Here is a 13,852-nt window from a genome sequence, read left to right as displayed (position 1 = left end):
CAGTTATCAATGACTACGTTTGGTAAACCGTCAATTGTTTCGATGTTCAAAATATCACCTCAAATATTCACCACCATTATAATCCTGTGGTCAAATATTGCCATTCGCCAAACCATAGAAAGAACCGGACAATTTCACGGCGATCTCACCCCGAATTTCTCCGCTCCAGCCGCTCAACGTTATAACAGCCGTTTGAGCACTCACGTCATTTGGCAAACTATCGTCAATTGATGGGGATCCGCGCAATTGACGACCGTAGTTAGTGGTCACAAGCTTTAAATTGGTGACACCAGCGCAGTCTGTCTGATAAACAAACCTTGTTCTCGGTAAATTACCGAATTTGCCGGTTTCCACTTACAGATTGTTAAGCAAGCGAGATAAAAACGGCTTACTTCCTTCGGCGAAGAGTGATCAGTGCTGATATGACTGTTTTCAAGACAACGATTAAATACTCCAACTAAACTAATTGGAGAAATAGGAGTTAAACGACCGCATGAAATCAACTAATTATCTAATGTTGCGTGTTGCAGATTTTCAAATTTCGTAAGCAGAATCTCGATTATCGATAATTTTGAGGGCCATTCGCCAAACGCTATAAAAAGCCTAAAGCCGTTGATACTATCAGAAATGTACTGATCCAGTCCTATAATTCCGTTAGCATTGCCATATCACCCAAAAAAGTGAGCAATTGTTTGACTTTTGACCGCCAGCTTGCAAAAGCACTTCGTTAAATTCTTCGCCTTGATTGCAGATAAGCGCAATTCTGTTCAGCAACCGCCTCAGGACGTGTGGCTCAGCGGTGAGATTATTCTTAGCGATTTATCGCTTAGAATAAGGCTCGATTTGAAGACAAACCGCTGGGCTTGCGGATTGGCTTCAAACGATGCCCACCGCGTTCGAAACAGAGTGCGAGCCGACCCGGGTAGCTCCTGAGCATTAGCCTAGCAACTATTTTGGAGGCTGATCTTTGCCTCCGGAATAGTTGCGTAGCTAAGCGCAGGGAGCTGGGTCGGTGAGCACGTTTCCAGCCACGACAAACGTCCTGAGGCGGTTGCGTCCCCACCCAACCCACCTGCACCCGCAATCAAGCACAAGTTCCAACAGCAGCGCTGCTTTCCAGAGATACCAAAAAACCTCACTTCTGGGCAGGAAGTGAGGTTTCGGCTCTATTTTTAAGTATAGAGGAAGGAGTAATGAAGAAAACTAGCAATTATTATATAGGTTTGGGTTGGTAGAAAGCCGTTGACACAACGCTATCAAGCTGGAGAAACTTCATAGATTATTCATGTTGTGTGATTACTTTCTATGTTAATAATAATAGCCTAACTTTGCGAACGAACGAAGACGGTAATATGAATTAATATAGAACATAGTGTGAATTTTATATGAATTTCATCGTGACTAGTGCCGTGCGGCGCTCAGCGGGCGCGGGGGTGGAAATCGGGATCATCTTTTAGCCCTGACGGTATTCTTTCGGCGACTGATCGGTTTCCTGCTTGAACATCCGGAAGAAGTAATTTGGCGTGCTATACCCCACGGCCATGCCGATTTCACTGACGGATTCACTGGTGTTGCGCAACAAATACTTGCTCTGCTCAATCCGATAGTGGTTCAAGAACCGACTAAACGTTTGCCCTGTTTCTTGTTTGAATAACTGACCCAGATACATGCTGCTCAGATGGAGTTGATCCGCGGCCAGTCCGAGATTGATATCCTGGTGGTAGTTCAAGTAAATATACTGGATCGCCGCCGCGACATTAGGTGAATAATCTTGGATCGCTGAATTTTCCAACTGGGTGATCCAGCTGAGGTTCAAATCCAGGATCTTCTTGAAATCATGGAGCTGGTTGATCAATTCCAATTGGTTATTGTAGAAGGTTTCATTGAAGTGTAGCCGCCGATTTAAGGTCGCTAAAAACCAGAAGGAAACCTGGCGCACATAATCAGCATCAGCCTGGGCTTGGCTCATCGCCATGAAGGTCACTTGGATCAAGTCCTGAAGCTCTTCGCGATTGCCGGCGTTGATCAGCTGGTCAATCCGCGCGATCTCTAACTCGGGAAAATGTTGTTCTTGATCCCGACTCAGCTCATCAATGCGCAACAAGCCACGTTGCTGATCATAGAACTTGGCGGTACTGATGCGGCGTTGGACAGTGTTAAACCGTGGTACCAACGCCGAGAAATCGCTTGAGCTGGCGGACATCACGATCAATTGCGTTTGCGCACCATATTCCCGCGGCAGGCTCAACAGGAATTGATCAACTTGCCAACGGGAGCCAACAAACAACAAATAGAGGGCGCCATCCGCATTCATAAACCATTCTCGATTGACCTTTAACAGGTAATTGATGAACTCCTGCGAACCGCCCAGCCCCACGAAGGCTAATAAATAGAAAGAATTGGGATCCACATCGGCGAACCCCGATTCTTGCCCCAATTGAACCAGTTCGGCGTCTGTTGCTTGACCATGAATGGCGTGATCTAGCAGCCGCTGTTGTGGATATTGCGGCTTTTGTAACGCGTCCAAGCGTTCTTTGGCTTCTACCAAGGTGTTCAATAGCTCTTGCGTGTCGATTGGTTTCATCAAATAGTTGAGCGCCCCTAGTTGGAGACTTTTCCGAGCGTAATCAAATTCATCATAGCCCGATAGAATCACGAACAAGAAATGATGACCTTGCGCGAAGGCCTGGCTGACCAAAGTCAACCCGTTCATTTTCGGCATCGTCACATCGGTGATCACCAGATCCACCGATTGTTGCGCCAAGAAATCCAAGGCTTCTTGTCCAGAACTGGCCACTTTAACAATCTCAAAGCCGGCCGCGCCCCAGTCGATGATTCGCCGTAACCCTTTTAATATCATGACCTCATCATCCACTAACACGACCCGATACATCAAACTCTCCCTCGCTTTCTTGCTGATGACGCTGGCCACTGCTGACTTGAACACGCTTAGCCCGTGATCAAAACCAGTCGGATCGTGACGCCGCCATACTCATTATTATTGATTTCCAAATGTGATTTCGTGCCATAGAAATTCTTGATCCGATCGGCGACATTTCGCAAACCGATGGATTTAACCGGTTCTTGCGTCAGCACAGTGGGATCCGTCGGGTCGGTCGCCGCTAACCAAGTTTGTAATTCTGCTAACCGCGCCGGTGGAATCGGATCGCCATTATTAATGATCTCAATAATCACCGTTTCCTCATCTTGCCGGTGTCCCTGTAAGCGGATCGCGTTATCGTCGCGGCTGAAATCGACCCCATGGACGAAATAGTTTTCTACCAATGGCTGTAAGGTGAACTTCGGCACCCGCATTGGTAAAATATCCTCATCCAGCCTGATTTGATAGGCCAATTGTTTCGGAAAACGCAGCTGATAAAGATAGATGTATTTCTCAACAAATTGGGTTTCTTCCGCCAGGGTCGCGTTAGTCGTGCCCGTGGAAATACTGTGGCGCATCAACGTCGCGAAATTATAGATCACATCCGCCAACTCGATTTCACCAGCGCTTAAAGCACTCATTCGAATATATTCCAAAGTATTGTACAGAAAATGCGGATTGATTTGCGCCTGTAACGCCCGCATATTCGCCTCTTGTTGGTCAATTTGCACCTGATAGATTTCCTGAACATATTGCTGGATCTGATCCAACATCCCATTGATCCCATCGGCCAAAGTCCGCAATTCGCCATCGTTTTTCGGTACGGGCACCCGCGAGGCCAGCTCCTCATTCCCGATTGCTCGCATCGCCTTCATGATGCCGCCCAACTGTTCCTGATACCGGCTAAAGGTCAGTCGCAACATAATGAACAACAGTGTGGTGATCAGCGCCCAGCCTAAAATAATCCAAGAAACACGCCGCAGATTGTTTTCTAACTGTTTGCGGCGATTATTCAACGCGATGATCACGAAATCCGCGTTGCCTCCGTTGACCGATAACAAGTCATAATGAAAAGCGAACTGATCATTCAACTGTTCCAGGGCGTCAAAGGAACTCCCCTTCAAAATGCGCGCCAAGCGCCGCCGCGCCCGGCGTTGTTCCGCGGCGGTCACCCCCGCGCTGGCGTAATGGTACAGTTGTTGTCCATTATAGCTGGTCACGAAAAGCTGCTCCTGATAATTTCCGGTCAGTTGCGCCAGCCGATCATTCAACGTGGTATTATCGTAAATTTGATAATAGGTTGCCACCGTTCGCAGATTCGTCGGGTCGATCAGGTTGGAAGTAACCGTGAACGCACCTTGGACATCCGGCGCTTTTTTGGACTTGATCACGCGACCGCCCGCCGAGTTGAATACATAATAGCGATTATCACCGGCGGGATTGATAATGATTTCTTTGATATCATCATTGTTGCGCAAAATCGACCCCAACTGATTGGGCAGATAATAGAAACTACCATTGATATCATGATCAAAGGTGTATTCCAAATAGGCGCTAGGCGAATCGCTGAAGAAGTGATTCAAGTTACGCAACTTTTCCGCGGAGTCCGATAACCGGGCCGCGCTGGTATCCGTGTCATGTTGCCGGGTATACAATATATCACTGGCCCGATTGATACTGGCCTCCCGCGCTTGGCTCACATCGCTATTATAATTGCGCATTTGGATCAACACCAAAATACTGGCGGCGATGGTCAAGGCAATGATCAAAATCACCGCATACAGACGCACCAACCGCGCTAAATTATTGGTTCGCCGCTGCGCTCGTAATTTCTTGAACATCGCTGACGCTCCTATTTATCCTGGTCGATGCGTTTGCCCAAATCGGCGTGATCGTTACCAGCCGACTTGTCCGCCATGGTGGCCTCAATCGTTTTGATCCAGGGTTGATTGACCAGATCTGACCACAGCGCAATCAACGGCACAGTGAAGAACAGAATCATCGCCTTGAATTTCCACGTGAGGAAAAGCAACCCGGCCAAACCAGCCACCAATAGCAGGTCCTGCGCGAATTTATGGAAGAATTGCAGCAGCGCCAATTTAAGCAAATTGCGCCACTGAATCTCGTAGTGACTCTGCAGGGTCATGGCGCTGAGGCCGACGCTCAAATCAAAAAGTAAGACGAAAATAATAATGAAATCAATGAACAGCCAGAACCAACCTTTGATCTGGACACCCAGATAAAGATTGTAGCCAAGGGCGCCAGCAATCAAGACCACGACCCAAAACCAAGCATTACTTGGCTTGAAGTTCAGTTTAAAGCCGCGCCAAGCCTCGGCGAACGTAATCAATTGATACTCAAAGTGATGCGCCACGTACAGATCACTGACCGTTTGCAGCGCCGGTCCCAAGCCTAAGACCACCCCACCAGCGAGGGTCAACACCCAGAAAAACAGGCTTAATTTCAATACCGTATACACACCGTTAAAAAAACGCTGCAAAGTCGTCGCGATCATTTTGACACCATTCCCATCCTATTTGCCCGAAGTTACCAATTAATTTTTTTGGCGTCACGCAGCGTCAACTTGCTGACGGCGTGGGCGTAATTGGTTCTAAAGTAATTTTAACATAGATTGCGTTAAGCCTGAGTGCCTTCTTGCTGATCCGCGGCTAGTGGTAACGGCCACCGTTGGATATAGGCCGCCACCAGATCGGTGACCATCCGGTATGGATAGGCCGCTAACTCCCGCTGACTTCGCGCCGCCGCCACCCAATCATGGGCACAGAGTAGTTGCCACAACGCCAGATCCTTGGCTGGGCGAGCCAGCCAAGGCGCCATTTCGTGTAGCAAGGGCACCGCCGCGCTGCCCTGGATCAAGATTGCCGCCGCAGCCGCTAATTCCTGGAGTTGCGCCGCGATCAACGCTTGATCGTCTGTCGCGATTGCTTGCTTTTGTTGGTGATCCAGCGGCGCTTGCGTAAAGTGATTACGATTGAAGCGTTGATAAGTCGCTAAGGCCGCCTGATACTTTTCCGGGACTAGTTGGGCGCTGATTGCTGCCCAAGCCGCCTCGGGCCGATAATGGCCCGGCGCCCAAAGAAATTGACTCATGGTTCCCACTGTCAGTTTCGACGGTTCCCACTCCGACATGGGATTGGCCACCACCCCTTGCACCTGATATTGGGGCTCGCCTATAGCCGGCGTCCGGTTCTCGTAGGCGGACAAGAATAACAGTTCTGGATCTTTCTGATAGTCATTGACCGGCACATTGTCCCAAATCACCATTGGTCGTTGGTAAACCGCGGCCATGCCCGCTAACTCCGCCGTGGAGATCTGCGCCGCCAGCGTCGACGGCCCCGTCCAAAACATCGCGATCGTTGGATCTAGTAACTTAGTCAGCGTCCGCAAATAACTGGAACCAAAAGCATTGTCATATTCAGTTGGGCAAACGATCAATTGATAAGACGCCAACCGTGACTGCAAAAAGTGATCCACATAGTTGGCCAAATATGCGTGCGCTTGGGCGGCCGTACCGAATTTCACCGCCGCGTGCCCTTTCAAATGATAATCAATATCATCGAAGAGCAGTCCGAAATGATTGAAGCCAACGGCAATCATCTGGGCCAACTTTTCGCAAAGCACATCCAAATCGGCTTGACTGGCCAAATCAATATCATTGCCCGGACTGATCATATAATAAAGATCAACCATCTCCGTGCGCGCCGTCGTCAACAAAGCTTGGAAATCGCTTAATTTCACCTGCGGATACAAGCGACGCCAATCTTTCCGCTGATAAACATCATCTTTGGGCGCGTACATATAAGTATTAAGCTGATGGGCGCCGAGATAGCGAATTACATCCAGCCGATCTTGCTGCCGCCACGGATTCCCATAGAAGCCTTCGATCACACCGCGAATTTGTAGCGGCCGCTCATTATTGACCGTCACCAGCGGTAAAACCACCTGTTCGGCCGTCACGTCGACCATTTTTTCTAACAACTCGAAGGCGTAGCGTAACCCCCGCAGGTTGCTGGTACTCACATGAACTTCCCGCGTCGGCGTGACTTGGAAGCGGAACCCGTCTGGCGCGACTTGAGGATCATCATGATGATAAAACGCCAATTGGGTTGTTTCCGCGGTATCACTGGGCAACCAGCGTAAGGCGGTCACCGTCTGAAACCGGCTCAAAGTATCCTGAAAGTTCTCAAAGCGATAGAATTGACCATAAAATTTCACTTTGACGATCGGTTGGTCAAAAACCAGCGCCTCGTTATGATCATAAGCCTCGGTATAATTGGCCAATATTTCCGCTAAAGCTACCATTATCTCAAACTCCTTTTCCAAACGTGCTGCGTGCCCCAGCTTCCTGCGCTTAGCTACGTCAGGCTTCCGGAAGCAAAGCCCAACTTCCAAAATCCTGACTAGGCTAATACTCAGAAGCTACCCGGGGCGCTCCGCACTCTGTTTTTTGAAACGTGCTGCGCGCAACTGACTGCTGTGCTTAACTACGCTAGGCTTCTGGAGGCGAAGACCAGCCTCCAAAATCCTAGCTAGGTTAATGCTCACAGTCAATCCGTTGCGCTCTGCACTCTGTTTTTTGAAACGTGCTGCGCGCAATCACGGACATCACTGAAACCCGTTGCGCTTGATACTCTGGCTTTAGCACTCCCACTGAGAACCCAGAACCAGTTCATCAGACAAACTTTGCCGGTATCACCAATTTAAGGCTTGTAACCACTAACCACGGTCGTCAATTGCGTGGCACCCCATCAATTGACGATAGCTTGCCAAATGACGTGAGTGCTCAAACGGCTGTTATAACGTTGAGCTGCTGGAGCGAAGCGTGGCGTTGGTGGTTTGTTTACTAGTTGGCGGAAGGTCGGGCTGGGGGTGAGTCAGCCGCGATATTATTATTGGCGATTTATCGCCTACAATAAGGCCGAGCTTGAAGATTTTCGGTGGTCTTCCGAAAAGCTTCAAGTCGTGCCCGCAGCGTTCCACCACCCCCAGCCCGACCTGGAGCCCCCACCACATCTGCAATCCACCAACGCCACGCGCAGCGCAAGCTGCGGCCATCATTGAAACGTGCTGCGCGACCCAGCTTCCTGCGCTTAGCTACGCAATTGTTCCGGAGGCAAAGTGCGGCCTCCAAAACAGTTGCTAGGCTAATGCTCAGAAGCTACCCGGGTCGCTCCGCACTCTTAATTATAGCCTGTGAACGCAATCTTACGATAAATCGGCGCGCTGAGTTCTGTCAAAGGTGTTTGACCACCATAAGGCAATCGTGGTGCAGCCAAAGCCGCTAGGGCCTGGGTATCGCCGGCCAAATAGTCATAGACTGCCCGAGCGGTCGTCCCCAACCGGCTCGCCAAGGTGGCATAGCGCGCCTCCAAGACTTCCCAACCAAAGGGACGATAGGTCGCCTGCCAGATTTGATAATGAAGTGCTTGCAACTTTTCCACCTGCGACCGCAACGGTGACAGCACTTGCGTCGCCAAATCGACCAAAGCAGTTCGATCATCAGCCAGATAAGCTTGCCGCAAACGCAGACCGAGGGTACTTTTCTGCGCTAAGACTCGGGCCAACCGTTGATAATAGGCAGTGATCAGCGCCCAAATCCCTTGCGCCTCAGGCCATTGTTGCAGTTGGGACGCCTGTTGTTGATAATACGCCGCTAAATCAACCCCGGCCGTCACTTGATAACGCCGCAGGTCCTCATCGAACAAGCCAACTTGCGGGTCTTGCCACAACAAATACTTGCTGGGATTGGCCATCCAATAGTTTTCAGACAAAACACCTGGCACTTCGTTAAGTTGGTCCAACTGCAACAAGAACGGAAACAGTTGTGGTTGAACGCAATGACTGAAGCGTTCTGCGCCAAGAGCAAAGTCGATCTTCTCGTTGTAACAGCGTTCCGCAAACAACTGCATGATCGGCAAAGCCAACCAATGCGCGGTTTCCTGGCCATCATCGCCCCACGTCGTCAACATCACCTGGGTCACTTGTTCTTGCTGACAAGCCGCCAGCGCTGGTGCCAATGTCTGCCAAGACTTGCCATAGTTGGGCACTAAATTACCGAAAATATGAACCCCGCCCGCAAAATGCACCTTGGGTCCAAACAGGCGATGACGCTGCAGCCGTATTCGATAATTCTCTTCCTTGGCCTCGCCATAATCCCAATAACAATAGGCAACTTCCTTGGGCAATTGCGCCGCCGCCTGCTCATCCAGATCCGCATCAAGTGCGTAATACCCTGGCGCCTGCCGTCGATCCAGCGCACGATAAAGAAAGTCACTCCAAATTTCCGGCGCCAATCCGGCTTGCTCACACAAGTCTACCACTTTGGCAATATGTTGACTGATCAATTTCTGCTGCGACTGGTAGGGATGATGTTGCAAATATTGCCCCCGACCCACGCCGTTCGCCTCGTCCAAACCCAAGTGAACACGGCGACTGCGGAAAGTCCCCCGCAATTGCCGTAACCACTGCTCAATCAACTGATAGGTCTCCGGCTGCTCCACCAGCAACGTTGACTGGTCCTCGCGAACGCGATCATAGGCTGACCATTTCAACAACTGATCTAAATGGGCTAAGGTTTGGATACACGGCAACACTTCAATGCCGAATTGCGCCGCGTCATCATCGATTGCTTGGAGCTCTGCCTGCGAATAAGCGCCGCGCAGATACCCTTGATACGGCTGCGTCGCGACCTGATAAGTATCCTCCATATACAGATATAAATGCGTATACCCCATGACCGCTAAATAGCGGACAAATTGGCGCACGGTTTCTAAGCGCATCACGCCATTTCGCGACAAATCCAAGGAAAACGCCACCTCCGGAAAAAGCACCGGTTCTTGAAGCGCCTGGTCGCGCGTCAGATCTAACGCCACCAGTTGGCTGTATAACCGCCCCAAGTAAACTAACTTTGGAATAATGATTCGCGCAAGTTGCCGCTGCGCATCCCACTGCAAAACCAGCTCATGTTGATCCGGCTGGAAGTCAACAATCACTTGTCCCGCCGGAATCGGCTGCAAGGTCGCCAAATGATCTGTTAGTTCTGTAAATACCTGCTGCAACTGCGGCTCCTGATTTAAAAGCTCCATTTAACCTCTGCTCCTCACTACTTGCTTCAAGTATACTCACTCTGACTGCTACTGGGTCGGTTGAATCACCCACCCTTTAAAAAAATTCCCAAGACTTTCTCAGCCTTGGGAATCTCCTATTTCACCAAATCATTGCATGGTTTTATTTACGCCAAGCGTCAAATTGTTTTTGCATTTCTTTTTGAACTTTTTCGTAGCCGGCAGTCTTCAATTCGGCATCCATCTTCTTGATGGTTGAAGCAGGCTCAACAGTACCCGTATTCAAACTGTCTGAGTACTTGTCCATCACGTTCTGGATGTTACTCAATTCAGTTTTAACTGAAGAAGAATCAAAGTTAAAGCCTAAAATTGGTGATTGTTTAGCGCTAGCGATTGATTCGTCACGATCCTTGATCATTTCTTCAGTTGTATCTGAAGTTGTGTAAAGAATCTTGTTGTTGCCCAAGTTCCATGCAGGCATCCGCTTGCTGTTATCGAAGTTCTTGGTCAATTTGATGGTTGTATCGCCAGTCTTAGTCCAGTTCTCGCCCTTGATACCCCAAACTAAGCCGTTTAGGATTTCAGGATTGCTGTTCAATAAGCCTAATGCCTTAACAGCCAATTCCTTGTGCTTAGAGTTGTTACCAACAACCCAGTTCGACATTTGGGCTTGCGAAGTTGTCTTGAAGTCATCCGTAATCGCTGCAACTTCGATCTTGTCGCCACCAGCTGAATTATTTAAGGCTTGGTTGCCATAATCGTAAGGTCCAACTGTTTCTTGACGCGCGAACCAAGTGTTACCTTCCATTGGGTAGTCACGGCTAGCGGAAGCTGCGTCTTGCGCGATGTAACCCTTTTGGTAGTAGTCATGGATCGTCTTCAAGTTCTTCAACATCCGTGGTGAGTCATATTGGTTGACGATCTTCGTGCCATCGCCTTCCAAGTCAACCGCGAATGGCAACCCGTTACCGGAAACATAGTCGAAGTTTGATTCAACGTGGAAGCCTTTGCCCATTGCAAAAGCTACAGTTGACTTCTCACCAGCGTGAACGGCTTTCAAGAGTGGTTCCAGGTCTTGATAAGTCTTAACATCTTTGATATCGAGATTGTATTTCTCTAAGAAATGTTTGTTGAAGGCAATGTTCGCGTTCGCGTAAACGTTACCTTGAACTGGCATCGCGTACAATTTACCATCGATCGTGTTGCCCTTGATATAAGCGTCATCGAGATCTTTGTAAGCCTTGCTCGCGTATTTCGGTAATAATTTGGTTAAGTCAGTATAGGCGCCCTTTTGCGCGTTGATCGCATAGTTGTCTGCCCGCGCGATATCATAGTCATCGCCTGAAGACACCATAACGGTCATTTTTTGACTGAAATCGCCCCAGCCAATGTAGTTGAATTTCAGCTTAGCGTTGATTTCCTTTTCAAAAACCTTGTTTGCCTTGGCCATCAATTGATCGTAATTCTTCGGCTTGTCCCCAACTTGATACACCGTCAAAGTTGTGACGCCGTCCTTCGTATCACCGGTTGAGCTCTTCTTGTTGCCACACCCAGCCATCAATAATGCCAGACTTGCTACTGATGCTACACCGAGCATCGCCTTTTGCCATTTTTTCATTTCGCTACCTCCCGAGTAGAAATGATTTTTTTAAAAAACGTGTTACCTATTCTTTAACGCCGCCAATCGTTAAGCCCTTAACGAAGTACTTCTGGAAGAATGGATAGGTGATGACGATCGGAACCGTGGAGATTACGACCATGGCCATCCGCGTCGCTTCCTTTGGTACAGCTGCTAATGAGCTTGCGTACTGTGAACCCGCGCCAAGATTCTTGGTCAACATTTCAATGTTGGACTGGATTCGCATCAAGTAATACTGTAGTGGGACCAAGTTGTCGTTCTGGATATACAGTAAAGCGTTGAACCAATCATTCCAGAAGCCTAACGCCGCGAACAAACTGATGGTCGCGATCCCAGGAACCGCTAACGGTAAAACGATTTGCAGCAAGATCCGTGTCTCACTGGCGCCATCGATCCGCGCCGCCTCAATGATTGAGTCCGACACCTGCCGCTTGAAGAAAGTCCGCATGACGATCGCGTTGAAGGGGCTCATCGCCATTGGCAAAATCAAAGCCCAAATCGTATCGTTCAAATGCAGTAAGTTCGTGACAACGATATAGTTAGCAACCATCCCAGGCGCGAACAGCATCGTGATCAGACAGAAAATCGTGAAGAAACGTTTGAATTTGAAATTGCTCCGTGAAATTGAATAAGCGTAAGTTGACGTGATCGTTGTGTTGATGATCGTCCCAAACACGGTGATGAACACAGTCACACCCAGGGAACGAAGTAATTGCGCGCCATTTTGCGCTAAGAATGTGTAGGCTGAAACGCTCCATTCCTTTGGCCATAGTTGATAGCCATTGATTGTCAAGGCATTCTCCGAGGTCAACGAGATGATGACAACGAAGAAGAATGGCAGTAAGCATGATAACGCGAACAGGAAAACGATGATATTGAAAACAATATTTGACCCTTTACCGAAGGACCGGACATCAACGGCGCTAATTCTGCTCTTTTTCTTTTTTGGTTCTTGTGGTGTCGCTTCCATTGTTAGTCAGTCCTCCTTTTAGAATAATGCTGATTCTGGATCAATATGCCGAACCACCGCGTTGGAGACCATCAGTACGACGAACCCAACCGTTGACTGGAACAGACTGGCCGCGCTAGACATTCCTAAGTCGCCGGTCGCTTTCAACCCTTTGAAGACATACGTGTCAAAGACCTGCGTCACATTATAGAGCGAGCCTGATTGCATCGGCACATTATAGAACAATCCGAAGTCGGCGGAGAAGATTCGGCCAACCGCTAAGATGGTCATTAAGGTCATCAATGGTACTAATGATGGCAAGGTGATGTGTTTGATTTGTTGCCACTTGTTAGCGCCGTCAACCTCAGCCGCCTCAAAGTAAGTTGGATCAATGCCCATGACGGTGGCGAAGTAGAGGATACTGTTGTACCCGATCCCTTTCCACGTCCCGATAAACAGCAGGATATACGGCCAATACATCGGCTCAATGTACCAATTGATTCGTTTACCACCCGTGGCGACGATCATCGAGTTGATCAGCCCTTTGTCGGGACTCAAGAACGCGTAAACGAAGTAACTAATGATAACCCAAGATAAGAAATATGGTAAAAGCATCCAAGTTTGATAGAGTTTCGTTAAACGCCCGTTTCGTAACATACTCATCACGATCGCGAAGAAAACAGAAATGATCAAGTTCAAAGTAATGAACCCAACATTGTAAAGCACGGTATTCCGCGTGATCAACCAAGCATCATTTGATTTGAACAGGAACTCGAAGTTTTTCCAACCAACCCAAGGGCTGGTAATTAAGCTATCAATAAACCCATTTGGTGAGAAGTGAAATTCCTTAAAGGCGACCACGTTCGCGAAAACGGGAATGTAGAAGAAGAAAATCATCCACAGGGCCCCAGGTAAACAGAATAAAATGAATGTGCCGTTGTTGCGCAGCATTTTAACAAACTTGTTTGGCCGCTTTTGTTGCGCCAACTGTTCAAGTTGTTGAGTTTCTCGACTCTCGCCCGTTGCTGCTCCTTGATTGACTGACATCATTCAACCCCCTTTCAACTAATTGCAAATTTAGTATAGCGCTTACAGATTTTATTCTTTAGTCATAAACCATGGTTGTTTGTATACAAATTATAGGTTGACCGTTTTTTGTGTATGCCAACCACCCAAGGCAAGTAGTTGGTATATTGTTTTGTATATCAAAAAAGACCATTCACCTGAATAAATGGTCTAGACGTTTTGATTTTGGCTTGATTTTTTCGGCAACCTGCCTGAGCGCGGGCATTGAACTT

Annotated in this window: 10 protein-coding genes; 1 reads left to right on the top strand and 9 read right to left on the bottom strand. The window is 48.6% G+C overall.

The annotated features are described in order from the left end of the window. Nucleotides 1–90: 90 nt before the first annotated feature. Complete coding sequence (locus ACYVSB_RS10960) at nt 91–354, bottom strand: hypothetical protein (protein WP_461219392.1); 264 nt, start codon at nt 352–354, stop codon at nt 91–93. A 345-nt stretch (nt 355–699) separates the two neighbouring features. Here ACYVSB_RS10960 and ACYVSB_RS10955 point away from each other — a divergent pair, with 345 nt between their 5' ends. Next, entirely contained in the window at nt 700–933 is a 234-nt protein-coding gene (locus ACYVSB_RS10955) for a hypothetical protein (RefSeq protein ID WP_461219391.1), read from the top strand. 520 nt (nt 934–1,453) lie between these two features. Here the strand turns inward: ACYVSB_RS10955 and ACYVSB_RS10950 are convergent. From ACYVSB_RS10950 to ACYVSB_RS10915, 8 genes are all read right to left on the bottom strand, one after another. Continuing rightward, complete coding sequence (locus ACYVSB_RS10950; protein WP_461219390.1) at nt 1,454–2,893, bottom strand: response regulator; 1,440 nt, start codon at nt 2,891–2,893, stop codon at nt 1,454–1,456. Nucleotides 2,894–2,949: 56 nt separating this feature from the next. Beyond that, complete coding sequence (locus ACYVSB_RS10945) at nt 2,950–4,722, bottom strand: sensor histidine kinase (RefSeq protein ID WP_461219389.1); 1,773 nt, start codon at nt 4,720–4,722, stop codon at nt 2,950–2,952. Nucleotides 4,723–4,733: 11 nt separating this feature from the next. Continuing rightward, complete coding sequence (locus tag ACYVSB_RS10940) at nt 4,734–5,396, bottom strand: YesL family protein (protein WP_461219388.1); 663 nt, start codon at nt 5,394–5,396, stop codon at nt 4,734–4,736. A gap of 122 nt (nt 5,397–5,518) precedes the next feature. Then, on the bottom strand, nt 5,519–7,204 hold the full coding sequence (locus ACYVSB_RS10935; protein WP_461219387.1) for a protein O-GlcNAcase: 1,686 nt from the start codon (nt 7,202–7,204) through the stop codon (nt 5,519–5,521). Between the two features lie 878 nt (nt 7,205–8,082). Beyond that, the gene (locus tag ACYVSB_RS10930; RefSeq protein ID WP_461219386.1) at nt 8,083–9,987 is read right to left on the bottom strand and encodes a family 20 glycosylhydrolase; all 1,905 of its coding nucleotides are present in this window, start codon (nt 9,985–9,987) and stop codon (nt 8,083–8,085) included. A gap of 142 nt (nt 9,988–10,129) precedes the next feature. Continuing rightward, nucleotides 10,130–11,584, bottom strand: coding sequence for an ABC transporter substrate-binding protein (locus ACYVSB_RS10925; protein WP_461219385.1), 1,455 nt, complete (start codon nt 11,582–11,584; stop codon nt 10,130–10,132). A gap of 46 nt (nt 11,585–11,630) precedes the next feature. Next, nucleotides 11,631–12,575 carry a carbohydrate ABC transporter permease gene (locus tag ACYVSB_RS10920; protein ID WP_461219384.1) on the bottom strand — a complete coding sequence of 315 codons (945 nt, stop codon included), beginning with the start codon at nt 12,573–12,575 and terminating at the stop codon, nt 11,631–11,633. 18 nt (nt 12,576–12,593) lie between these two features. Next, nucleotides 12,594–13,505, bottom strand: a complete 912-nt coding sequence (locus ACYVSB_RS10915) for an ABC transporter permease (RefSeq protein ID WP_461219394.1) — start codon at nt 13,503–13,505, stop codon at nt 12,594–12,596. Nucleotides 13,506–13,852 lie beyond the last annotated feature (347 nt).

The organism is Lapidilactobacillus salsurivasis (assembly GCF_054785215.1).
The sequence above is the reverse complement of the archived record's forward strand: the minus strand, read 5'-3'. Positions and strand labels throughout refer to the sequence as shown.

Bases quoted from the DNA above. Each gene is read 5' to 3' on its own strand.
- ACYVSB_RS10915 (WP_461219394.1), bottom strand. From the start codon at position 13,505: ATGCTGCGCAACAACGGCACATTCATTTTATTCTGTTTACCTGGGGCC.
- ACYVSB_RS10925 (WP_461219385.1), bottom strand. From the start codon at position 11,584: ATGAAAAAATGGCAAAAGGCGATGCTCGGTGTAGCATCAGTAGCAAGT.
- ACYVSB_RS10930 (WP_461219386.1), bottom strand. From the start codon at position 9,987: ATGGAGCTTTTAAATCAGGAGCCGCAGTTGCAGCAGGTATTTACAGAA.
- ACYVSB_RS10920 (WP_461219384.1), bottom strand. From the start codon at position 12,575: ATGGAAGCGACACCACAAGAACCAAAAAAGAAAAAGAGCAGAATTAGC.
- ACYVSB_RS10945 (WP_461219389.1), bottom strand. From the start codon at position 4,722: ATGTTCAAGAAATTACGAGCGCAGCGGCGAACCAATAATTTAGCGCGG.
- ACYVSB_RS10935 (WP_461219387.1), bottom strand. From the start codon at position 7,204: ATGGTAGCTTTAGCGGAAATATTGGCCAATTATACCGAGGCTTATGAT.
- ACYVSB_RS10950 (WP_461219390.1), bottom strand. From the start codon at position 2,893: ATGTATCGGGTCGTGTTAGTGGATGATGAGGTCATGATATTAAAAGGG.
- ACYVSB_RS10940 (WP_461219388.1), bottom strand. From the start codon at position 5,396: ATGATCGCGACGACTTTGCAGCGTTTTTTTAACGGTGTGTATACGGTA.